The organism is Corynebacterium sp. HMSC076C10 (assembly GCF_001812455.1).
Lineage (GTDB): Bacteria > Actinomycetota > Actinomycetes > Mycobacteriales > Mycobacteriaceae > Corynebacterium > Corynebacterium jeikeium_D.
The window spans coordinates 38780-60864 of record NZ_KV809084.1 but is presented as its reverse complement, the minus strand read 5'-3'; the positions used below and the strand labels follow the sequence as shown (position 1 = coordinate 60864).

The window sequence follows — 22085 nt, the reverse complement described above, 5'->3', positions numbered from 1 at the left end:
CTGGCGGGAGTTCGCTGGAGCGTTGTCGCGGTGCTTGGAGTGACGCGTGTGAGCCGGTGTCCGAAGAGCAGACAGCCCGGGAGAATCGGTACCAGTGCCATACAGTGCGCGACACCACTGCTCATAGGACGGGCCCGACGGCGGGCTGGGGGGGGCGAGGGCCGGCTACCGGATCCGGGCTTTCGCGGCGACGAGCAGCAGGGCGGCGTGGTCGACTTCGCCGTTTTTGATCTCGCGATTGAGCTTGTGTAGCACCACGGGGCAGCGCAGGCAGCGGATGCCGGATTTGCAGCACTTCTTCTTCGGCGTCATTGCGGCCAGTTTGAAGGGGTCCTTGCCGGCGAGCTTTTTCGCGGCCTTGGCCTCGGCCTTCGAGTATTCGGGCAGGCGTAGCGAGGTCGTTGCCGCAGCCTTTTTCTTGGTTTTGGCGGCGTGCGTCTTCTTGCCCTTGTCGCCTTTCTTGCCCTTGGCCATGCGCGTTCCCTTCGTCGCGGATTTTCCCGAATTAGGTTAGCGTCACCTCATGCGATGTGGGTAGGCGTGGGTGTATGGCGGGTGTATTCGGCGTGGTGTACGACGACCGACCAGGTTGTAGAGATTCTGCGATACGTGCTTAAGGCGTAAGGCCTGCAGAATTAAGAGCCAAGACAAAGGGCGACTTCGGAAGACAATTCCGAAGTCGCCCTTTGCTTAGTCAACACTGCGCGGACCAAACCGGACAGCAACAAGCCTGCTAGGAGATTGCGAAGCCAGATGCTGGTCCTGGCTTTTCGACGGGCTCGCCAGCCTCGTCGACCATCCAGTCAATTTCCAGCTCCAGCTCGCGCTCGATGCCAGCACGCTTTCGGGAATCGACGACTTCCATCGTGGTATTAAACGATGTCGGCATGGTCATCGTCACCGTGGACTCACCAGTGCCGAGAGTCATTTCCCCGGCGCGGATGCGAGCTGCCAGCGTCTCCAGCAAATCCGCGAGCTCATCGCGGCTGAAGCTTGCCTTGCTCTTCACCAGCTTTTGATTCTTCGGGGGGTGTAATTTTTTTAGGTTTCGGTGCCATGTCTTTACTTACCTTTCCAGCCGTGTAGGTATTTGTGCAGTGTGGAGAATCGGCCGTCACTCCACACTGTCTTTGAAGATGGTCTAGAAAGCTTTCAGGAAGCCTGTCTATCCCCATTATCCCAATAAAAAGTGGTTTTTACCGGGCTAAATAACAAGAGGCTAGAAATTTCTATAGGTAGGTTATAAATTGTGGAAAATCCCTACGCTATGCTCTGGGGTGCAAGGTCCTAAGTGCCTTAGGTTAGGAGCTCTAGTAACGGCGCCCTTGGGTAGCGCCTCAAACGTGTCGACCGACAGCAATAGGGGAGGAGTAAACGTCACATGGTGTCACCCGACAACATCCTGATGTACCTTCTGCCTGAGCAAGAGGCGCAGGTTAAAGAGATATTTGTGCAACTGGCAGAGCGTGGATTCCCGCAGCAGAATCAAAAGCCCCACATCACTGTCACCTTCGCACCGACCATGAGCCCGGAGGTAATCCAACGAGCAGCCGAAATTCTCCCACCGCTGATGCCTGCGGAATTCCGCAGGGTAGGAACGGTAGTGTTCGGCACAAAGAGTAAACAGACTGTCGCATGGTTATTAGAAACAAGCGATGAGCTGGAAGAAGCCGCTCGTGAGATCAGTCGTCTTAACCCTGAAGGTCGCGGCTCCCGCTGGATTCCGCACCTGACTATGGGGCTGCGAATCCCGCGGGATATGGTTCCCGGTTACGTCCGGGCTCTTGATGAACTAACAAGCCCGCACTTCAAAACTCTTAGTGCACCACGCGCTGCGTTCTGGAGTCCCAAAGTGCAGGAATTAACGGAGTTTTAGCGCGCCGCACGCCGCAACTTTTCAAAAGCAGCGCAGCCAAGCGGCCACTAAGCGGCGTCCATAATCTTCTTTGCCTGGGCATCGAAGACCTCCAAGGCGCGCTTCTTTGCCGCTTCCTTGGACTCTGGGGTCGCCTGTGCAAGTTCCATCGGTTGTGTCGCATTTTCCGCGCCGGTTGATGGAACGTCTGGAATCGGGGCAGCGGACACCATCACCATCACGCCATTGACAACGCCGACAATGTCGTAGCTGGTGGCATCAGTATTAGTGCCACCGGAGCTAATGTCCACAACTGTCGCGTGTGCAGTGAGCTCATCTGGCTTGACGGAAAGATCCGGCTCCCACTTTTCCCGGTGCATTTTCATGGTGGTTGTCATATCCATGTCATTGAGCATCTCCTGCGCCTCAGGAGGAAGTTCCTGGCCTTCCATGGATTCGTTTACGAGGTCGGAAGCATCCATCGAAGCGGTCACCTCAGAGCACTTGTTAAGAACATCTGTGTACTCCTGGTAGGTCTGAGGGTTCTTCAATACTGAGACAGCGATGGTGACCTTTTCCGCGTCCAAATTAGCGAAAGAACTGACAGCTCGCTCCAATTCTTCCGTTGGCTTGATGAAAGTGGCACATTCGGCCGGCTCTATATCTAAAGAATCCTCCGAAAACATCTCCATTGCGTCCTTGTACCCATTAATCCTGTTGTTGGAGAAGTCCACACCTTGAACTTCATTAGTGAGCAGGAGCTGATCTTCGGATGCAGCTGGAGCTGACCCGTCTGCCTTCGTCATCTTGCTGGTCGACTCTTTGCCTGCCTCGCCACCGGCATTGTTGCTTTCTTCTCCCGAGCCGCATGCGGTGAGCAGGGCGGCGCTTGTACAACCTGCGACGACGGTTGTCGCAATTTTCTTCCACATTCCAGAGCTGCGCTGCTTCATGATTCCTCATTCCATCGAGCTGAATTTCAACAACCTATGCAACCTGATCAGATGTCCTGAGCCGGAGCCAATCTTTTGTGAAAGAAAGAATACAAGAGCTCGGCTCAGCACGCTTCCCAAAAATCAAGAATTTCAGTCGCGTCTGCTTTACGACGCTCCGTCGGACCTCACCGCAGACTGTGCAACCTTTGCCACGGGGTACGTGGATACCAACGCAATAATCGCACCGAAGATGAAAACGGGCACGAACCCGAACTTCGGTGCCGCGAAGGAAATAACAAAAGGGGCGAAGAAACCAACATAGGTCAGCGAATAGTAGATAGCAGTCGCAGCGCCCAGCTCGGCAGGCGGTGCGATAATTTGCACTTCGCGGAGGCCGGAGACCATCATCACGCCGTACGCGGCACCGAGGGCCAGAGCAGCGGGGAAAACGCTCCACACATTCTGGGTGAGTGCGACGATAAGGCTGAGCAGCATTCCGACCGTCGTTAAGCCAAGACCGAAAATAGCTGGCGGGATAAAGCTGCTGGAACTGATGCGAGTGACCAGTGGTTGCACCAGAACACCGGTGCCCATCGTAAGGCAGGCGATGAGTCCTGCGAAGGCGATGGGGTAGCGGGATTCGGCGATTGTTGGCAGGACGACGAAGGATGTGCACGCAGCGCCGAAGACCCACGGTGCCCAAGCGGCGACTGCCCACAGGAACCTCGGGCTAAGCGTGGCGGAGGAGAAGAACCGTTGCGGAGAGTCGCTGTGCGCTGCGTTTGGAAGTCCTCCGGAAGCGTTCCATGTTAGTGGTGCGATAAAAAGCAGCAGTGCGAGATGAACAAGATAGGGGATGACATCAGGGCGCGGGGTGAATTCTGCGACCAACCCGGAAGCCAGGGGGCCGAGGGAGAATCCGGCGGAGAGTGCAACGGTTGCGCGCCGGGCAGAAATTTGAGGTGCGACGGGCGCAATTTCTTTGATCCACGAGGCACCGGCGGCCATTACCATGCCCATCGAAATGCCGATGATAAGACGTCCTACCAGAAGTGATGGGAAGTGGAACCAGATGCCGGTGAGTAGGACGGCTGAGCCAACGGCAGAGGTTATGAGTGCAGGCCGGATGATGGCGCGACGGCCGAGCCGGTCGGAAAGTGGGCCGCAGATGAGTAGCGCGGGGATGAGTCCTGCGACGTAGATGGCGAAGAGAAAGGTGACCTGGGACTGGTTGAGAGCATCGGTTATTCGATACGCGGGCAGGAGTGGTGCGAAGAGGTTGGCTCCAAACGCAACCGCGAACATGCCCAGGGCTACCCGAATCCAGTCTCGTATCACGGTTGCCTCCTGAGGGCTCTCATCTGTGGGGATAGAACAGTGTGGTAACAACAATAGGCCAGCTAACAAACGCTAGCTGGCCTATTGAGTTACTCGGGTCGTCTACCCAAGTTAGTCGCCCTAGTTATTGGCGGCGCCGAAAAACGCGGTAATCGGCGAGAAGAATCCCTTGGACTTCTTTGACTTCTTAGCTGCCTTTGTCCTGCCAAGAATGCGCTCAGAGATGCGGTCGGTGAGGACACCTACCAGCTTGCCGCTGCGGACGACGGGCAGCTCGCTGAGGGGCCCGTCAATAAGCTGGCGAGCCCTGATTGCAGCTGGATCCTCGGGCTTGACAAAGACCTTCACCGGGGCGCCGACGGTGTTCATGTAGGCATCGCGGTCGGCGTACTCACGGAGTTCCTTCAGCGTAATATCGCTGGTCAGGTAGCCTTCATCGTCGACGAGGAAGACACAGGTATCGTCATCGAGACCAGCAAATTCGGCTGCGTAGGTGCTCAGTGCCTCACCGACAGTGATGTCCTCCGGCAGCGCAATGTAAGAATCCGTCATGTGCATGCTTACGGTGTCAGGCAGGAGGCTGTACGGGCTGATTGAAGATTTCGGCTTGAAGAAGTTGGCGATGGTGTTCTGTGTCTGTGTCATTGTGGATCCTTTTCCAGGTATCCCAGCTCCTTTGCTAGGAGGGAATTTCTGTTGATTGAAAAATTATGGCTCCCCGCCTAAGAGTGTTGGCAATGTAATGCCGTAACTAAAGGTGGCCACTTGAGATGGAACCTTGCTTCGAGAGGCTTTCGAAACTCTCGATGAAGTGCAGGGTAGCGGCCTATGTGGATATAGGAGCCTTACCTAACGAGGTTGTTCGCTACGCAAAGGTTAACACAAGGTTACGTACACAGTAAAGAGGAATGAACGAAAAGCTTCCTAAAGGTGGCGGAAGTTATAAGCCCATGAACTCTCGAATTGCTGGCCACTCGGCATCGGCTTGCGCCCGGCCGAGCTCGTAGTTGTGCAGCAGCTTCGACCGCCTCCGCTCCGCCTTTGTGATGCTCATGTTATTGGCGTAGAAAACATATGCTTGGCCTTTTCGTTCAAGCTCAGCAGCCCAATCGAGAGAAGCGTTGTAGCGCTCGTGTCTAGTGATAAGCAGCTCAGCCACCACCGGGTTACTGCGGAAAATCTGGCGCAGTAGCTGTGGGCGCTTAGGGGCGGTGCGGCGGAATCCCTTCGGGCGAGTCAGAACGATGAGGAACTTCTTGAAACCATCTGCTTCGGCGGCATTAATGGGAATGCCACCTGATGATCCCAGTGCACCGTCGACGAACGGAACGCCATCAATATAGGGCATACGCATGACACCCGGAATCGTCGAACTGGCGCGAGTGTACTTCATCAGCGTAGGTAGATCTGGGATATCGTCTGGCCCCCAGTTGATGGTCTCGCCCGTATCCGCTCGGACAGCAGAAATCCGGTAGGGAGTTGGATTGTTCTTAAAAGTCTCGTAATCCAGGGGCATGGCGCCGTCGGGAAGTCCCGCGTCTTCGTAGATGTACTCGGCATCGAAGTAGCCGCGTCCGCGCAACATTGGGCGCCAGCCACTGCTGTCCGGCTGCGCGATGAAGTCAGTGAAGCTATTTATAGAGCGCTGGATATCCCGGGAAAGGTAATTGACCACGTGAGAGGCGCCGGCGCTTACGCCACCGACCCAGCCGACATCGATGCCCTCGCGAAGTAACCGTTCGACGAAAGGTGCCGTGTAACTATTGCGAGTCCCTCCACCCTCGAAGACTAATGCTACATCGCTGACCTGCATTTACATCCCTCCGGTTGTTCTCGCGCTGCTGCTTTTCGGGCGTTACGATCGTTCAAGACTACCCGAACGTCACCATATTGGATTTCGGTTAGCGTAGTTTACGGCGCATCCTGGAGGATGACCGGCAGCAGCCCCTCGCCCATATCTGGGTTAGGCAGTACGCCCTCCGGGTCGTAGAACAAGATCTCCTTGCCCTCGTGGCTCAGACGTCGCATCGCTTCCAGAATCAACGTGCGTCCCACCGGGTTGACAACGCCAACGCGGCTGACGTCGAAGACAACTTCGCTTTCCGACGGTGTGGAAGTCGCCAACCTGTTGAGAATGATCTCGGCCGCAGTGAAGTTGACTGGGCCCTGAATCTCGATGATCGAGCGGCCATTGCTGACGCGTGTACCGCGCAGCGCACGCGAACCAATCGCATCGGCATCCATGAGATGAAGACCCAAATCTTCGGAGAGCTTCCGGAAGATGGCAATGCTGCGGACGCTGTTGCCGTGGTCGTTCAATCGCGGCGAAAAGGCTGCGAGACCCGCCTGTCCAGGCAGCGCTCCCAGCAAGCCGCCGGCGACACCGCTCTTGGCGGGAATCCCGACCTCGGTAAACCATTCACCGGCCTCGTCATACATGCCGGCAATAGCCATCACGGACAAGACTCTGCGAACAACCGAGCGGCCGAGCACAGTCTGATTGGTGACCGGGTTAACGCCACCGTTGGCCAACACTGCGGTCATCATGGCGACATCGCGAGTGTTGACCAGCACGGAGCACTGTGCGGTGTAGCCGCGGACAGCATCGTGGGGCGTGGTTTCGATGAAACCGTAAGCTGCCAGCATATGTGCGATGGACATGTTTCGATGGGCAGTGTCCATTTCGCTTTCATAGGCATCGTAGTCAACGCGGAGCTTACGGCCAGCCAAAGTCGAGAGAAGCTCCACCATGTGCTTGGTGCGAGTCTTCCAGTTGGCACCTGGCTGGCATATGAACTGGTTGATGGCCAGTGCGCCGACATTAATCATCGGATTCTTTGGTCGGTGCGTGCCCTGCTCCAGCGACAGCTCGTTGAATGCCTCACCGGAAGGTTCGGTGCCCACAATGCTGTCGATTTTGTCTGTGCCGTGCTCGGTGATGGCTGCGGCATAAGCGAAGGGCTTGGACATCGATTGAATGGTGAATTCAGCATCGGTGTCGCCAGCGGTATAGGTGCGCCCTGACACGGTGGTCATAGCAAGGGCCAGGCGGTCGGGATTAGCTTGGGCAAGGGTGGGAATATAGTCCGCTACCTCGCCAGACTCATCGGGGCGGACGGATTCGACGATTTCGGACAGATAATCTTTGATCGGCGTTTTCATCAGATTTTGCTAAGCATCTTTCCTGGGCTGAAAAATCCCGGTTGAGTCAATGGAGTCCCGTTCGAACCTACACCAGGCGAGGTCAGCCACTGATGCTCACCTCTGCGCACTCTCACCGTGCGTGCGGGAAAAATCGGCATATCCTGGGGTGTGTGAAATTCCTCAACAATCAGTCCGCGCCCTACGAGTTGACCTACAGCGATGTCTTCATGGTGCCGTCAAAGTCATCCGTCGGCTCTCGCATGGGTGTCGATTTGGCCACCAATGATGGCACCGGCACAACCATTCCGATTGTCGTCTCCAATATGACGGCCATCTCCGGTCGCCGGATGGCCGAAACCACCGCTCGCCGAGGCGGAATTGCCATCCTGCCGCAGGACGTCCCAGCTGACATTGCTGCTGAGACCATCCGCAAGGTCAAGTCCGCTGGGCTGGTTTTTGACACTCCGATCGTCGTCAAGCCTCACCACACCGCGGGGTATGCGCGCCATCTTCTGCCGAAGCGCGCGCACGGTGCGGCAGTGGTGGTGGAAGACAACAAACCGGTTGGTCTGATTACCGGCCGTGACCTGGCGGGCGTTGACAACTTTGCGCAGGTGGGGACGCTCATGTCCACTTCGCTATTTACGCTTCCGGCCGATATTGAGCCCCGTGACGCTTTCGACCAGCTCACTGCTTCCGGGCGCAAACTCGCTCCGGTGGTGGACGCCGATGGCGCGCTGGTGGGTATTCTCACGCGTAAGGGCGCGCTGCGTGCGACGCTTTACAAGCCGGCTGTCGACGCGGAGGGTAAGCTGCGCGTCGGTGCGGCGCTCGGCATCAACGGTGATGTTGAAGGGCGCGCGAAGACACTGCTCGACGCAGGTGCCGACGTGCTCGTTGTCGATACCGCCCACGGTCATCAGGAATCGATGCTCCATGCTTTACGACGAGTCCGCGCGCTCAACCCACCTGTGCCAATTGCCGCTGGCAATGTCGTGACCGCTGATGGTGTTCGCGACCTAGCGGAGGCGGGAGCCGACATTATTAAGGTAGGTGTCGGCCCGGGTGCGATGTGCACAACCCGAATGCAGACCGGTGTTGGGCGTCCACAGTTCTCCGCCGTGCTCGAATGCGCTGCAGCTGCCCGTGAATGCGGCGTGCATGTCTGGGCTGATGGTGGAGTGAAGGATCCTCGCGATGTTGCGCTTGCGTTGGCTGCGGGTGCGTCCAACGTGATGATTGGCTCGTGGTTTGCCGGTACTTTCGAGTCCCCAGGGGATGTCCAAAAGGACGTCGACGGGCGCATGTTCAAGGAGTCCTTTGGCATGGCTTCACACCGTGCGGTGGAGAGCCGAAATGCACAGGTAGAGGCCTTTGAGAAGGCCCGGCGCGAGATGTTCGAAGAGGGCATCTCGACTGCGAAAATCTACCTGGAGCCAGGCCGCGAAGGCGTGGAAGACCAGATTGATCGCATTATCTCGGGCGTACGTTCTTCGTTCACATACGCGGGTTCGGCCACCATCGAGCAGTTCGCTGAGCGGGCAGTGGTGGGAATTCAATCCGCTGCGGGCTTTGCGGAAGGAATGCCGAGGGCGACGCGGTAGCCGTCGTCAAGCCTCTCGGGGCTAAGCCGACTAGCGGTGCTGCGGGCCAATTGGTAGGTATGTAAAGACGTTGTTAGGACGTGTTTAGTACCACGTGCGAGATTGGGGAGGGGCTGGCGATTATGGGTCGGCAGGTAAGAGAAAATAGTGCTGTAACGGAGTCTGGATTGGTAGCAGGAAACGGTGCTAGAACAGGAAGCGGGAACGCATTTTTCGCTCGCGCCCGCGTTACTGATTCCGATTTGTGCCCGTGTGGTGGGGGACTCTACGGGCAGTGCTGTGGCCCGCTACACCGCGGTGAGCGGGAGGCGGTGACCGCAGCTGAGCTGATGGCCGCGAGGTACAGCGCTTACGCTGCCCACGAGGCGGACTACATCTGGCGGACGTGGCATCCGCGCTACCGCCCGGAAGTTATCAATGTCGATGACGGTGTGGAATGGGAAGGACTCACCATCATCAACGCTGTCGATGGTGGCGAGGATGACCGCGAAGGCACCGTGGAATTTGAAGCGGCTTTTCATGACCATGAAGGTGTCGGCACGATGCACGAGCGTTCCCGTTTTGTTCGGCGTGCGCGACGTTGGGTCTACGTCGACGGCGAGGTCACGTACTCCTAAGCGTCAGACTTGTTAGGCAGAGGCCTCCGCTGCATTTTCCTCGTCAGACTTGTTGTGCTTGCCGTGGCCGAATGGCAGCACGGCGACAATCGCCACAATGATTGCTCCCCAGATGGCGCCGAAAATCAGTGAGCCGGTGGTGTTGGCCAACCAGCCGAGGAAGCCACCGGTAAACAGCTGCTCAAGGTTGTGGACCAGCTGGTAGGGGAGGTGCCAGCCCAGCTCGTCGAGGCCGACCACCATGATGTGGCCACCGACCCACAGCATGGCAAACGTGCCGATAATACCGATTGTGTTCAAAACGATTGGCATGGCTTTGACCAGCGCCGCACCAAACTTGCTGATACCGGCTGACTTCTTGGACTGCAGGTGCAGGCCAATATCATCAATCTTGACCAAGAAGCCCACCACGCCGTAGACCGCAAGCGTGATGATGAGTGCGACCACAATAAGAATCAGCGCGCGATTGAGCAGTGGCTGATCAGCGACCTCATTGAGAGAAATCACCATGATTTCCGCAGAGAGAATCAAGTCTGTGAAAATTGCAGACTTCACCAGGGAATCTTCATTCTGTGGTGTGCGGTTGGTCGCCGCCTCCATCCGCTCCTGCTCAGTCTGATCGGGAGAGATTCGGTGCTTAATCTTCTCCCAGACCTTTTCCATGCCCTCAAAGCACAGGTAGGAGCCGCCGAGCATCAAAATCGGCGTCAGCGCCCAGGGCAGAAACTGACTTAGCAGCAATGCAATCGGCAGAATAATGACAATTTTATTGACCAAGGAGCCCTTGGCGATACGCCAAATAATCGGCAGCTCGCGTTTCGGCGAGACACCCTCGACGAATTTAGGCGTTACCGCAGCGTCGTCAACCACAACACCGGCGGCTTTAGCGCTAGCTTTGCCGGCCGCAGCCGCAATATCGTCTGTTGTTGCCGCTGCAGCACGTGCAATCGTGGCAACGTCGTCAAGCAGCGCGACAAGTCCGCCTGCCATAAAAACCTCCCGTATTGGAGGACGCGACCAGGAGCCGTCGTCGTATCAAAGAATTACCGGAGCAATTTTAACCGCTTTCCCGGATTGACTCTGTGTTGTCGCTAGGGCGTCGATATCCTGTCGATAGTTCACGTGCTCCTCTGAACGTGGGCACGTGGCAAGATATAGGCCATGAACGCTTCCTTCTCCGAAATCTACCGACAGGTCAATGCGGACAACTCGGACAACGCTGGCACCGGGGCAGACACCAGCAACGACGCCCACTCCGAGGAACAACAGCGCCCGGCGCGCCCCCGCATGGCACTGGTAGTCGTCGACGCTCAGAATGATTTTTCCGCGGGTGGCGCACTTGCCGTCGACGGTGCTGAGGCAGCGTACACCGCTACATATCTGCATGTTGCGGGCACGGCTAACAAGTACTCGGTTCTTGCGACCACCCGTGACAATCACATCGACCCGGGCACGCATTTCTCTGAAACCCCGGATTTCGTCGATACCTGGCCGAAACACTGTGTTGCAGGTACCCCGGGCGCAGAGATTCACCCCGGCATGCAGCGCGCCATCGCGTTTTTTGAGCAGCTCAACCCCGCTGCTGTGCGTATCGATGTCACAAAAGGGGAGTACGCCGCCGCCTACTCCGGTTTCGAGGGAACAACGGAGGCTGGCGTTTCGCTTGCCGACGCTCTCCGCGCCTCTGACATCGAAGAAATCGATGTGGTGGGAGTTGCGACTGACCACTGCGTCCGCGCCACAGTGCTCGATGGCCTCAAGGAGGGCTTTTCCGTTCGTGTTCTGAGCAATCAGGTCGCGGCGGTGGACCCGGAGCGCGGCAAGGCTGCACTAGCGGAATTGGCCGCGGCGGGCGCGACAGTGGTGTAGTGCTGCGACGTTGACCGTCAAACAATCCGCCTAGCCGCTTAGCTAGGCGCCTCGGCAGCCGCCTAGTTAAAAGTCACCATATCCAGGTCGACCTCGCGGAGGTGGCGGTGGTTGGACGCTGTTTCCACATAACGCCCTGCATGGGCGATGAAGCCCTCTGCTTCCTCGGCGGAGAGTTCACGACGCACCTTGGCGGGAACGCCTGCAGCCAGCGACCTGGGGTCGATAATCTGATCTTCCAACACCACGGCACCTGCAGCAATGAGGCTGCCAGCGCCGATACGGGAACGCGAAAGCAGGGTGGACTTCATGCCGATGAGGCAACCATTTTCAACCGTGGTGCCGTGGACCAAGGCCATGTGTCCGACGGTGACATCATCGCCGAGAATTGTGGGCACACCTCGGTCGACATGGACTGTGGAGTTGTCCTGAATATTGGTGCGCTGGCCGATGCGGATCGGTGCGACGTCTCCTCGGAGAACAGAACCGTAGAACACGGAGCTATCCGCACCGATTTCGACATCACCGATAATGACCGCGCCGGGCGCAATCCAGGCGCTGGAGTGAATGCGTGGGGTCTTATCTTGGTAGGTGAGAATGAGCGGAGTGTTCATCATACAAACCAATATAACTGTCACCTGAGGTCAGCGTAAGAAAAATTCTCAGCGAAACTCTATTCGTCGAAGGGTGCAATTCTGCTTGGACGCGCATACAGTGGGCGACATGATTTTTATCGTTGTGAATTACCAAGTTAAGCCGGAGTTTGCCGACGAATGGATGGACCACGTCGCTGAGTTCACCGCTGCCACCCGCGCAGAGGCTGGCAACAAGTGGTTTGAATGGTCTCGCAGCGTAGAAGACCCCAACCAGTACATCCTCGTCGAGGCGTTCGATGATGACGCTGGTGAAGCCCACGTCAATTCCGAGCACTTCGCCAAGGGCCTGGAGGCGATGAAGCCGCTGCTCGCTGAGACCCCGAAGATTGTCTCGCAGGTGCTGCCAGATAAGCAGGACTGGGATCGCATGGGCGAGCTGCAGGTCGACTAATGTCCTCAGACACCATTCGCGATAGCGCAGCCGCTTCCAGTAGCGACACCTATTCCCTGATTGGGCGTGGCCTGCGTATTGGCTCCGCTGTGCTGGCCTCTGCTCTCGTCGTTGGTCTCAGTGCTTGTGGGGATAGCGATGAGGCAGCCCTGGAGAGCAACCAGAATCAGTCAAGCCAGGAGCAGAGTGCTGTTGCCTCCACCGCCGCCATTCGGGATAACTTGGCTCAGCTGGCGGCAGATACTGCGGCGCTGAAGACAGCATCGCAGACGCTAATTGCGAAGGAAACGGTCTCGGAAGAGACCCGAAAGATTGCGCAGCAGGCGGAGCCAATCTTTGCTGAAGAGGAAGCACAGCTAGTCAAGACCCTCGGCGTCGATGTCGATCCGTCTGAGACCAAGCTCGACACCGCCACCATGACTCGCCTCGAAAACGAGGAGGGGCCGCACGCAGATATGGCTTATCTGACGTTGATGGAAGGCAGCCTGGATAAGGTGCTCGGCCAGTGGGAAGAACTGGAAAAGCATGGCGGAAACGACCTGCAAGAGTTGGCACGCTCTTCTCAGCAGCAGCTGGAAGATATTCAGCAGGTGCTGGAAAAACGTATGCAGTTCTAGCCGCTGCCCAGACCTCGTGGGGGAAATTCAAGTAAAAAGTCCTGCAAAGCGTGCCCGGGGAACCGGGGAAGTGAGTAGCGTGTAGATAAAGCCAGTGCGCTGTGATCGTCGTCAAGCGAATGCGCACTCGGATGAAGCACAATGCTGACTAATAACCCAGAGTAGAAGGTAGGAAAACACGCCAATGGCAAATAGTATCTCGCGAGTAGGTATCGTCGGCGCCGGTCAGATGGGCTCCGGAATTATTGAGGTCTGTGCGAAGGCCGGTAGCGATGTCAAGGTCTGGGAGGCCAAGGAGGAGTTCCTTGAGTCCGGTCGCGCCCGTATTGAAAAGTCGCTGGATAAGGCCGTTTCCCGTGGCAAGCTAGAGCAGTCTGCACGTGATGAGATTCTGGGGCGTATTAGCTTCACCACCAAGCTGGAAGACTTCGCTGACCGTGAGCTGGTCATCGAGGCCATCGTGGAGAACCCAGAAGTAAAGGCCAGCGTATTCTCGCAGCTCGATGAAATTGTTGAGTCAGAAGATGCCATCCTGGCTTCCAACACCTCCTCGCTGCCGATTCAGTCCATTGCTGCAGCTACCAAGCGCCCGGAGCGCGTCATGGGTCTGCACTTCTTCAACCCGGTTCCGGTTCTGCCTCTGGTAGAGCATGTCGTTACTCTGACGACCGGTGATGTTCAGTCGGAGCGTGCGTACGAGTACGCTTCCGAGGCGCTGGGCAAGACCGTCATTCGCGCTAAGGATCGCTCGGGCTTCATTGTTAACGCCCTGCTGGTTCCGTACATCCTCGGCGCTATTCGCATGCTGCAGGACGGCATTGCTACTGCAGAAGACATCGATGCCGGAATGGTCAATGGCTGTGCGCACCCGATGGGTCCGCTGACTCTGGCCGACATGGTTGGTCTGGACACCATCAAGTTCATTGCCGATGCCATGTTCGATGAGTACAAGGAGCCGACTTACGCGGCACCTCCGCTGCTCAAGCGCATGGTTGAGGCGGGTCACTTCGGTCGCAAGTCCGGCCGTGGCTTCTACGACTACTCCAAGTAGTCCACGCTTTTAGCCCCGTTTGGGGCGAGTATTGAATTCTTACCGGTTGACGGGCTTTTGTCCCGCCAACCGGTTTCTTTTATGCATTTATCAGTGAAAACCCGGAGTCTAAGGGGGAAAGTTCCCACGATTGGCCCTAGCATTTTGAAAACTTGTTTCTTTTCAACGCGCCGAAACCTCACAGTGCGCTTAACATAAGTGAAGATTTTGTCAGACCTTGGCTTATAGAGCACTTCACAACTGGTGCCTCCCACGCAGCAATCTGGAAAGGAATGCTTCAGTGTCTTCTTTGAAGCCGCACAAGCGCACTGCAACACGTACTCGCGTCGGCGCTGCTATCGCAGCAATGGCAGTTGTAATGGGGCTTACACCGGCAACGGCCGTGGCAGCTCCGGTCAACCCGTTGGCCGAGCTCGGCAACCGCCTGGACTCTGTTTCTGATCTTCCAGCTAATGTGGCCGCTCCAGAGGGAATCAAGCTCCCCGGCGGTGGTTTCGAGGTCCCGGATTCCATCTCGCTGCCGTCATCTTCCGGTGAAAACACCGACCCGAATGCGCCGAAGCCAACCTCGTATCGCCCGGACCAGATTGCACGCGCGTACCCGTCGGATGCCGCCACCGATAACTGGTTCTACTTCTACGTTGTGCATCCTTTCGTGGAGCTGGAGAAGAACCACCCAGAGGTTATGGACCAGAACCTCGAAACGGTCGTCCGCATTAACAACGCTGCCAAGAATGACCCGCAGGCACAGGAACTCGCTCTTGATGACGACTACCTGGACCCACTGGCCAATATTTCCACTGCTTTCGGTGCAAACCTGGGCCAGCACTTCCGTGATGCCTACGACGAGGATCGCCTGCCGAAGGTAAAGGCCCTGCTGTCCGGCAACCTTGCTCGCGGCGGCGGTCTGGTCAGCTCGACCTTCTTCGAGAAGTACGTCTACGGCTACGATCGCCCATTTGTGGTGGCGCCGGAGCGCATCGAGCGCTACTACCGCGAAGGTCAGGACGACCCGTACTCGACCACCCCGTCCTACCCGTCGGGCCACACCAACAAGGCTGCATGGACTTCAACCATGCTGGCTATGATGCTGCCGGAGGTTGCACCGCAGATTCAGGCGCGTGCGTCCGAGGCTGGTCATTCTCGCCTTGTCATGGGCGTCCACTACCCGCTGGACGTCATGGGCGGCCGCATGATGGGCAACCAAGCCGCAGCTGACCGTTGGGCAGACCCAGAGTTCCGCCCACTCATCGAAGAAGCCATGGATGAGCTGCGTACGGAGCTCGAGTACCGCTGTGGCGACACCATCGCCAACTGCGTTGCCAAGGACACTCCGTACATGAGCACCGCAGCTGCCGTTCAGCAGTACACCGAACGCATGACCTACGACTTCAAGCAGGTTGGCCCGGCTAACGAGCCAGTTGTTGTACCGAAGCGTTACGCAGGTTTGCTGGAGACCCGCTTCCCGCAGCTGACTGAGGAACAGCGCAGCTCCATCCTCGCTCAGACTGCAATCCCATCCGGTTACCCGCTCGACCGCACTGACGGTGAGGGCCAGCACGTTCGCATGAACCTGGCTCGCGCTCTGGCCGCCAACGTTGTTGTCAACGCCGATGGCAGCGTCACTGTCACCAACTAAAACGTCAACTACAAGCGCAGGGCCGCGTCAAGACGGTCCAGGGCCTCCCCGAGGATTTCCGGGGAGGTCGCAAAGTTAAGCCGCACATGCCCAACCCCGCCTTCGCCGAATGCGAAGCCGGGGTTGAGTGCTATTTTGGCGTTTTCAACCAGCCACGCAGCTGGGTCCTCACTGTCAACACCAGACACGTCACCCAAGTCCAACCACGCCAAAAATGATGCTTGCGGTGGGGTAAAGCGAGCCTGTGGCGCAATAGTGGACAAACGTGTTCGCAGAGTCTCACGGTTGGTGCGCAGGACATCGACAAAATTGTCCAGCCAGGGCACGCCATCGCGGTAGGCGGCGGTGGCCGCGGCGACACCAAGAATAGAAGCGCCTTCGCGAACAATGAAGGGCAGCTCCAGCCAGGTTTTGGCATCTTCGTCGTTAAAGATGATTTGCGCACACTTGAGGCCGGCGGTATTCCAGCCCTTCGAGGTAGCAGTCACCGTGATAGTCACGGCCGCCGCAGTATCCGACACCGACGCGGTTGGAGTGTGAGTGCCATCTAGAACAACTGGGCCGTGAATCTCGTCTGAGATAACGCGCGCACCAAAGCGAGCGGCTAAATCGGTAATCTCACGCAGTTTTTCGGGGGAGTAGGTAAAGCCGAGAGGATTATTCGGGTTACACAAGATCAGGCAACCGGCACCGTCGGCGAAGGCGCGTTCGAGGGCGCCGAGATCCGGGCCGTCGGCAAGCGTGGGAATGCACACTGTCTCGCGTCCCAGCGCGGGACCTACCTGGAAAAACGGCATGTAGGCGGGAGTGGGGACGACAATTGCGGAATCGGGGCGGGTGAAGCGTTCAACCGCGAGTGTGACACCGCGGACGACGTCGGCGACTGCAAAGATATTGTCCGGGTTGGGACGCCAACCGTAGCGTTGTGCAGAGAAGTCCGCGGTTGCGGTCGTAAGCGCGGTGATGTCCTGCGAGAGGTATCCGAACTGTTCGCGCTGACACGCCTCGTCAATCGCGGCACTGACCGCAGGGCAGGTTGTGGCATCGGATTCGGCGACCCACAGTGGCAGCACGTCCGGTGAATATGCGGTCCATTTGACTGTCCTGCGGGAGCGGAGTTCATCGAGGGAGGGGAAAGTGACAGCGTTATTTACACTCATAGTTTCCGTGTATACAGAAAAAGCGGGAAGTCCGAAGACCCCCGCTTTATCCAGTAGCTACGGCCGCATCAGAAGCAGCCGCGGCAATGGCCAGCGCTAGGCCAGCCCCAGTGCCTCCTGAGCAGCTGGCAGGGCAGCTTCGCGATCAGCTTTGACCAGCCCCAGACGTGTGCGGCGATCGAGAATATCGTCGACGCTGAGAGCTCCCTCGTGCGTCACATGCCAGGCGAACTCGGCGCGGGTGACATCGAGACCTTCCGCTACCGGGTCGAGCGGTCGGTCGAGCGGACAGGATTCGACGACCTCGAAGGATTCGGCACCGTAGCGGTTAAACAGCGGCATCGGGATACGGCCGGCAGCGGCAGCGGTGCGAGCGCGGTCGAGCTCCTCTGGCTCGGAGCCCAGCACAGGGATGGTGCGGGTGGAGCACGGAGCAAGCGAAACACCGAGCTTTTCCGCAACCTTGTCCACGGTTTGCTCCGCCATTAGACGGTACTCGGTGAGCTTGCCCCCAGTAATGGAAATCAGGCCGTTCGGGGCCTCCAATAAGGCGTGCTCGCGGGAGAGGTCAGCGGTGTGTGCCTCGCCGGCGTCGATGAGCGGACGCAGGCCGGCGAAAGCGCCGATGACATCGTCGCGAGTGAGCGGAACCTCGAGGGCCTGGTTGATGACATCGAGCAGAAAAACGATGTCATCCTCCGGTACTTCCGGCTCGTCCGGAATCGGGCCCGGTGCATCCTCGTCGGTCAGGCCAATGTAGACGCGGTTGTGCTCTGCGGGCAGGACAAAACAGAAACGGTTGGCGTGACCAGGAACCGGTACCGTCAGAGAGCCGGTAGGGTTGCCTAGCTTCGCGGCGTCAAGAACCAGATGTGTGCCGCGAGATGGGCGAATCTTGATGTTCGTCGCTAGGTTTGCGGCCCACACACCAGTGGCATTGACCACAGCGTGAGCCGGCAGCTCGAAGGAATCGCCAGTGAGCTCGTCGATTAGTGTGGCTCTCGTTCCAGAGGCGTTCTCGCAGCGCACCCGGGTCAGAATAGTTGCACCGTAGCTGGCGGCAGTTCGAGCGATAGCGGTGACCAAGCGTGCGTCGTCACGCAGCTGACCGTCGTAGTTGACGTAGCCGAATTTCACGTCGCGCTTACGGACGGTCGGCGAAAGCTGGCTGACTCGGCGGGAACTGACAGTGCGGGACAACGGCAGGGTAGTGGCGGAGGTACCAGCGATAATGCGTAGAAAGTCACCGGCCAAGAAGCCTAAACGCGGCAAAACCCGGGTCAACGGTGCGAATTTGTCCATCACCGGTACAACCTGTGGCAGGTTATGCACCAGGTGCGGAGCGGTGACGTCGAGCAGCGCACCACGTTCAATAGCTGAGCGGCGAGCGATACCGACATTGCCACTGGCAAGGTAGCGCAGTCCGCCGTGGGCGAGCTTCGATGACCAACGAGAGGTGCCGAAAGCGAGGTCCTTCGATTCGACGAGAACGGTTTTCAAACCCCTCGACGCCGCATCTAAAGCGATGCCGACACCAGTGATACCGGCGCCGATGACCAGCAGATCTGGGATGTCGCCCTTAGCGGTTTCTTCGCGTAGACGATTCAAGTCCGCTTGCCGACGAGCCTTGTTCAAAACCGCAGCTGAGCGATCGCGCTGAGGAGCGTGCGTGGCAGTCATAGTCTTTCTTCCTCGACTTTCCCGAAGACGGTAATAGTGATGAAACTATCTGGCGTAAGTGATGAAGTTGTGGAGTGTGTAGTGAGTGTGAACTATTTCGGGCGTACCCCATTGCAAGGCGCTTAGAAATAGACTAAGTTGTTCATTATCAACGGCCGGCACGGATATTGATTCAAGAGATCTTTCTTAGTTGCGAATCATTTCCCGGGATTACAAGGAAGGAGACACCTCGATGGCTATGCACCCAGCGTCCAACCGCTCTGAGTCCATGAACCGAGCTTTCGCTGCTATTGCACCATCGCTGCAGATGTGTTGCTGCTGTCTCCAGTCCGTGCCACCCCAGACAGGTCGTAACTAGAAAAGCGCGCTTAGGCATTTAAAACGCCACGCTGTTTGCGGTCGCACGGACGAAATCGCACCGATTGAGCCGACCATCCCACTATCCGGGCATCTTCGCTTGGGATCCCAGGAAGAAGCGACAGCGACAATGACCGCAGCACTTGAATCTTTTACCCTTGACGATTACGTTTCACTGTTTATTTATGACGGCCCAACGTCGCCGGAAATCTACGCCAGCGAACTGGTCAGTCTAGCTCGCTAGCCGAAGCCGGCGGCAACAGGGTTAAATCATGTTGCCGTCGTAACGCTCTTCCAAGGAGCGCGGACCGGTAGCCAACTTGCCCGGGTTGAGGATGCCAGCAGGGTCGAGTTCGTCCTTAATTGCACGCATGACCTTGGCGAACAACTCGGTGTTCTCCTCGTAGTACTGCGGGCTGTGATCCTGGCCAATGCCATGGTGGTGCGTGATGGTGCCGCCAAAGTTCATCATGGCCTCCGACGCCGCGGTCTTGATGTCCATCCACTGCTGGAGGATCTCGCCCTCGGTCTCGCGGAAGAAGTACGTGAAGTACAGCGAGCAGCCGGATTCGTACATGTGCGAGATGTGGCAGAAGACGTACACCGGGGTGCCGTGCTTCTCGCCAGCGGCTTCCATTGCGGAGGCGATTTCGCGGCGCAGTGTAGCGGCGTTATCCCAGGTGGTGGCGGTTTCCAGGGTGTCGACGCCGACGCGGCGAGTCATCATGACATCGCGCAGGTACGGCGAGGAGAAGCGGTGGTTAACCCAAGCCATGCCCGGGATGGAGCCCATGCGGACGCACTTCTTGGCCAGCAGGCGAGCGGCCAGGCGCTCACGGGTGACGCGGGCGCCGACCGGATCCGTCTGCGCAAAGCCAAAAATCACCATGCACGGGGTGTCGATGCCACGCAGCTTCAGGTACTTTGTGACCTTCTCGGACATGCTGGCGGAGCCCAGCTGAGTGAGGCCGAACAGCGTCTCCTTCTCGTCGGAGATGCGTGCTAGGTGCGGGATATTGCCGCTCTGCTCCAGTTTGCGCAGCTCCTCGGCGGCTTCCTCAAAGGAGTTGAAGAAGTAGGTGTCGAAGAGCATCTCCTTTTGTGGACGCTGATTCAGGGCAATCGTCACATGCGTGATGATGCCCAGGGTGCCTTCCGAGCCCAGGAAAAGCTCACGCGGGTTCGGGCCGGATGCCGACGACGGCATGTCGCGGAATTCCATGGTGCCGGCTGGCGTGACGACGCGCATGCCAATCACGTTGCGGTCGATACGACCGTAACCAGAGGATTCTTGGCCTGCCGAGCGGCAGGAAACCCAACCGCCGACAGTGGAGTACTCGAAGGACTGCGGGAAGTGACCAGCGGTGAAGCCGGCCTTGGACAGCTCCTTTTCCAGGTCGGGGCCGAAAACGCCGGTCTGGGCGGTGACAGTGCCAGCGACCTTGTCGATGTCGATGATCTTGTTAAAGGTGGTCATGGACACCGCGATGGCCTTACCCATGCCTCCGTCGATAGCTTCCACGCCGCCGACGACCGAGGTACCACCACCGAAGGGGACGACTGCAATCTTGCGCTCAGCGCATACCTTGAACAGGTCCTCGATGTGCTTTTCAGTTGTCGGTAGTACAACAGCATCTGGGGCGACATCGAGCTTGGCTGCGCGAAGGCGAACCAGGTCGGGGTAGGAGCGTCCGACCGCGTGCTTGACTCGGGTGTCGTGGTCGGTGGCGACGGCATCCGCGCCGACAACAGCGCCCAGGGCTTCGATATCCTCGGCGCTGAGGCGACTATCGGGAATGGTGACGTCGGCGATGTTGCGCGGCGGGTTGTTTGCGTCCAACGACATACCGATTTCGCGCTGCAGTAGCTTCTCGCTGGCCGTGGTGATTGGCTTGTCGTTGCCGTCAACACCCCAGCCCCACCAGCGCATGCGGTACGGAATCGTGAGCTTGTTAGACATCCTGAGCTTCTCCTTGGGCATCGGTGCTGCGAGTCTGAACTGCGGAATTATATGTAACTTGCGCGGAAGCACATCTTTACATCTTTTATTATAGCGGTATTACGTTACGTTTTCTCAAAAAATGTCAATCAATCTTGGTAAGCTTTAGTTAGATGCATTAACGCACTCCCATAAAGGCCAGTATTGACCGGTCAAAAGCCCACGTAAAAGTAGGTATTTCTTCGATGAACGCTAACGACAAGGATCTCAACTACCCGCTGGGAACAACTGAGATTCGTACCCTTGCTCTGGTCACTAACCCCCACGCGGGTCATGGCGCCTCGCAGATTGCGTCCGCCCGGGCGAGCCGGGTGTTCGCGGATCGCGGCATCGATGTCATCGCTCTCCAAGGTGCTAACCCCGACGACGCCCGCAAGCTCATTCGTGAGGTCATCGCTGACGGCCGAATTGATGCCCTGGCAGTCTGTGGTGGCGACGGCATGATTAACCTCGCACTGCAGGAGCAGGCACAGACCGGCATCCCCCTCGGTATTATCCCGGCCGGCACAGGAAACGACCACGGCCGCGAATACAATTTGCCGCGTGGCAATGCTCGCGATGCCGCTCACGTTATCGCCGATGGCTTCTGGACGACCACTGACCTCGGCCGCATCACCAATGAGGCAGGGGAGCAGCGCTGGTTCGGCACTATCATGTGTGCCGGCTTCGACTCGATTGTCTCCGACCGCGTCAATCAGATGACCTGGCCGCATGGCCGCAACCGCTACAACCTGGCTATCGTCCGCGAGTTCTTGGCTTTCCACTCGCTGCCATTCCGCATCACGCTCGATGACGATCGGCTTCTCGAAGATCCAATCACGCTGGCCGCCTTCGGCAACACCCGTTCTTATGGCGGTGGGATGAAGATTTGCCCGTCCGCAGACCACTCCGACGGACTGATGGATATCACTGTCATCGGCAAGGCCGGGCGCATCAAGGCCGCCCTGGCCTTCAAGTCCGTGTTCGACGGCACCGTTGAAAAAATCGGGGAGGTCAGCACCTACCGCGCCAAGAAGGCTTACGTGGAATACATCGGCCCGCCACGCCAGATGAATGCCTACGCTGACGGCGACCTCATGTTCCCGATGCCGGTTACCGTCGAAATTGTTCCGGGCGCTGGCCGCTACATCGTTCCCCGGCCGTAAAAGGGCGCAGGGGGTCCGTCGTCAAGCG

General features: G+C 57.9%; 21 protein-coding genes. 9 read left to right on the top strand and 12 right to left on the bottom strand.

Going from position 1 to position 22085, the window contains the following annotated elements; translation table 11 throughout:
• Positions 1-165 precede the first annotated feature (165 nt).
• The gene (locus HMPREF2857_RS00305; protein ID WP_049170660.1) at positions 166-474 is read right to left on the bottom strand and encodes a hypothetical protein; all 309 of its coding nucleotides are present in this window, start codon (positions 472-474) and stop codon (positions 166-168) included.
• 259 nt (positions 475-733) lie between these two features.
• On the bottom strand, positions 734-1009 hold the full coding sequence (locus HMPREF2857_RS00300) for an amphi-Trp domain-containing protein (RefSeq protein WP_049170663.1): 276 nt from the start codon (positions 1007-1009) through the stop codon (positions 734-736).
• Positions 1010-1381: 372 nt separating this feature from the next.
• Between HMPREF2857_RS00300 and HMPREF2857_RS00295 the strand changes: the two genes are divergently transcribed.
• Positions 1382-1876, top strand: coding sequence for a 2'-5' RNA ligase family protein (locus HMPREF2857_RS00295; protein WP_049170665.1), 495 nt, complete (start codon positions 1382-1384; stop codon positions 1874-1876).
• 47 nt (positions 1877-1923) lie between these two features.
• On the opposite strand, the gene HMPREF2857_RS00290 is transcribed toward HMPREF2857_RS00295, so the two are convergent.
• From HMPREF2857_RS00290 to HMPREF2857_RS00270, 5 genes are all read right to left on the bottom strand, one after another.
• Positions 1924-2808 (bottom strand): hypothetical protein, encoded by an 885-nt coding sequence (locus tag HMPREF2857_RS00290; protein WP_049170669.1) that lies wholly within the window; start codon positions 2806-2808, stop codon positions 1924-1926.
• A gap of 147 nt (positions 2809-2955) precedes the next feature.
• Positions 2956-4179, bottom strand: a complete 1224-nt coding sequence (locus HMPREF2857_RS00285; RefSeq protein WP_371441557.1) for an MFS transporter — start codon at positions 4177-4179, stop codon at positions 2956-2958.
• A gap of 69 nt (positions 4180-4248) precedes the next feature.
• Positions 4249-4773: a CBS domain-containing protein gene (locus tag HMPREF2857_RS00280; RefSeq protein WP_049189374.1), complete on the bottom strand. Its 525-nt coding sequence runs from the start codon at positions 4771-4773 to the stop codon at positions 4249-4251.
• 295 nt (positions 4774-5068) lie between these two features.
• Positions 5069-5941: a patatin-like phospholipase family protein gene (locus HMPREF2857_RS00275; protein ID WP_049192857.1), complete on the bottom strand. Its 873-nt coding sequence runs from the start codon at positions 5939-5941 to the stop codon at positions 5069-5071.
• 98 nt (positions 5942-6039) lie between these two features.
• Positions 6040-7290, bottom strand: coding sequence for a glutaminase (locus HMPREF2857_RS00270; protein ID WP_070602919.1), 1251 nt, complete (start codon positions 7288-7290; stop codon positions 6040-6042).
• Positions 7291-7442: 152 nt separating this feature from the next.
• On the opposite strand from HMPREF2857_RS00270, the gene HMPREF2857_RS00265 reads away from it, so the two are divergent.
• Positions 7443-8876 (top strand): GuaB1 family IMP dehydrogenase-related protein, encoded by a 1434-nt coding sequence (locus HMPREF2857_RS00265; protein WP_070602922.1) that lies wholly within the window; start codon positions 7443-7445, stop codon positions 8874-8876.
• A gap of 311 nt (positions 8877-9187) precedes the next feature.
• Positions 9188-9493 (top strand): YchJ family protein, encoded by a 306-nt coding sequence (locus HMPREF2857_RS00260; RefSeq protein ID WP_323632413.1) that lies wholly within the window; start codon positions 9188-9190, stop codon positions 9491-9493.
• A gap of 12 nt (positions 9494-9505) precedes the next feature.
• Here HMPREF2857_RS00260 and HMPREF2857_RS00255 read toward each other — a convergent pair whose 3' ends face one another.
• Positions 9506-10483, bottom strand: coding sequence for a DUF808 domain-containing protein (locus HMPREF2857_RS00255; protein ID WP_070642068.1), 978 nt, complete (start codon positions 10481-10483; stop codon positions 9506-9508).
• 171 nt (positions 10484-10654) lie between these two features.
• Between HMPREF2857_RS00255 and HMPREF2857_RS00250 the strand changes: the two genes are divergently transcribed.
• Entirely contained in the window at positions 10655-11362 is a 708-nt protein-coding gene (locus HMPREF2857_RS00250) for an isochorismatase family protein (protein ID WP_070438728.1), read from the top strand.
• A gap of 62 nt (positions 11363-11424) precedes the next feature.
• Here the strand turns inward: HMPREF2857_RS00250 and HMPREF2857_RS00245 are convergent, their stop codons facing one another.
• Positions 11425-11979 carry a gamma carbonic anhydrase family protein gene (locus HMPREF2857_RS00245; RefSeq protein WP_005510604.1) on the bottom strand — a complete coding sequence of 185 codons (555 nt, stop codon included), beginning with the start codon at positions 11977-11979 and terminating at the stop codon, positions 11425-11427.
• A 106-nt stretch (positions 11980-12085) separates the two neighbouring features.
• Here HMPREF2857_RS00245 and HMPREF2857_RS00240 point away from each other — a divergent pair, with 106 nt between their 5' ends.
• The 4 genes from HMPREF2857_RS00240 to HMPREF2857_RS00225 all read left to right on the top strand — a co-directional run bounded on the left by HMPREF2857_RS00240 (position 12086) and on the right by HMPREF2857_RS00225 (position 15716).
• Entirely contained in the window at positions 12086-12409 is a 324-nt protein-coding gene (locus HMPREF2857_RS00240) for a putative quinol monooxygenase (RefSeq protein ID WP_038629105.1), read from the top strand.
• Positions 12409-13026, top strand: a complete 618-nt coding sequence (locus tag HMPREF2857_RS00235; protein WP_070642065.1) for a hypothetical protein — start codon at positions 12409-12411, stop codon at positions 13024-13026. The genes HMPREF2857_RS00240 and HMPREF2857_RS00235 overlap by 1 nt, the downstream gene beginning before the upstream one ends.
• 184 nt (positions 13027-13210) lie before the next feature.
• Complete coding sequence (locus tag HMPREF2857_RS00230) at positions 13211-14077, top strand: 3-hydroxybutyryl-CoA dehydrogenase (RefSeq protein ID WP_016423138.1); 867 nt, start codon at positions 13211-13213, stop codon at positions 14075-14077.
• 280 nt (positions 14078-14357) lie between these two features.
• Positions 14358-15716 (top strand): acid phosphatase, encoded by a 1359-nt coding sequence (locus HMPREF2857_RS00225; RefSeq protein ID WP_070642062.1) that lies wholly within the window; start codon positions 14358-14360, stop codon positions 15714-15716.
• Positions 15717-15724: 8 nt separating this feature from the next.
• On the opposite strand, the gene HMPREF2857_RS00220 is transcribed toward HMPREF2857_RS00225, so the two are convergent.
• The 3 genes from HMPREF2857_RS00220 to HMPREF2857_RS00210 form a co-directional block, all read right to left on the bottom strand.
• The gene (locus HMPREF2857_RS00220) at positions 15725-16876 is read right to left on the bottom strand and encodes a MalY/PatB family protein (RefSeq protein WP_070642059.1); all 1152 of its coding nucleotides are present in this window, start codon (positions 16874-16876) and stop codon (positions 15725-15727) included.
• Positions 16877-16972: 96 nt separating this feature from the next.
• Complete coding sequence (locus HMPREF2857_RS00215; RefSeq protein WP_070642056.1) at positions 16973-18556, bottom strand: glycerol-3-phosphate dehydrogenase/oxidase; 1584 nt, start codon at positions 18554-18556, stop codon at positions 16973-16975.
• 622 nt (positions 18557-19178) lie between these two features.
• Positions 19179-20873: an FAD-binding oxidoreductase gene (locus HMPREF2857_RS00210; protein WP_083310471.1), complete on the bottom strand. Its 1695-nt coding sequence runs from the start codon at positions 20871-20873 to the stop codon at positions 19179-19181.
• Between the two features lie 224 nt (positions 20874-21097).
• On the opposite strand from HMPREF2857_RS00210, the gene HMPREF2857_RS00205 reads away from it, so the two are divergent.
• Positions 21098-22057, top strand: a complete 960-nt coding sequence (locus tag HMPREF2857_RS00205; protein ID WP_070642053.1) for a diacylglycerol kinase — start codon at positions 21098-21100, stop codon at positions 22055-22057.
• Positions 22058-22085 lie beyond the last annotated feature (28 nt).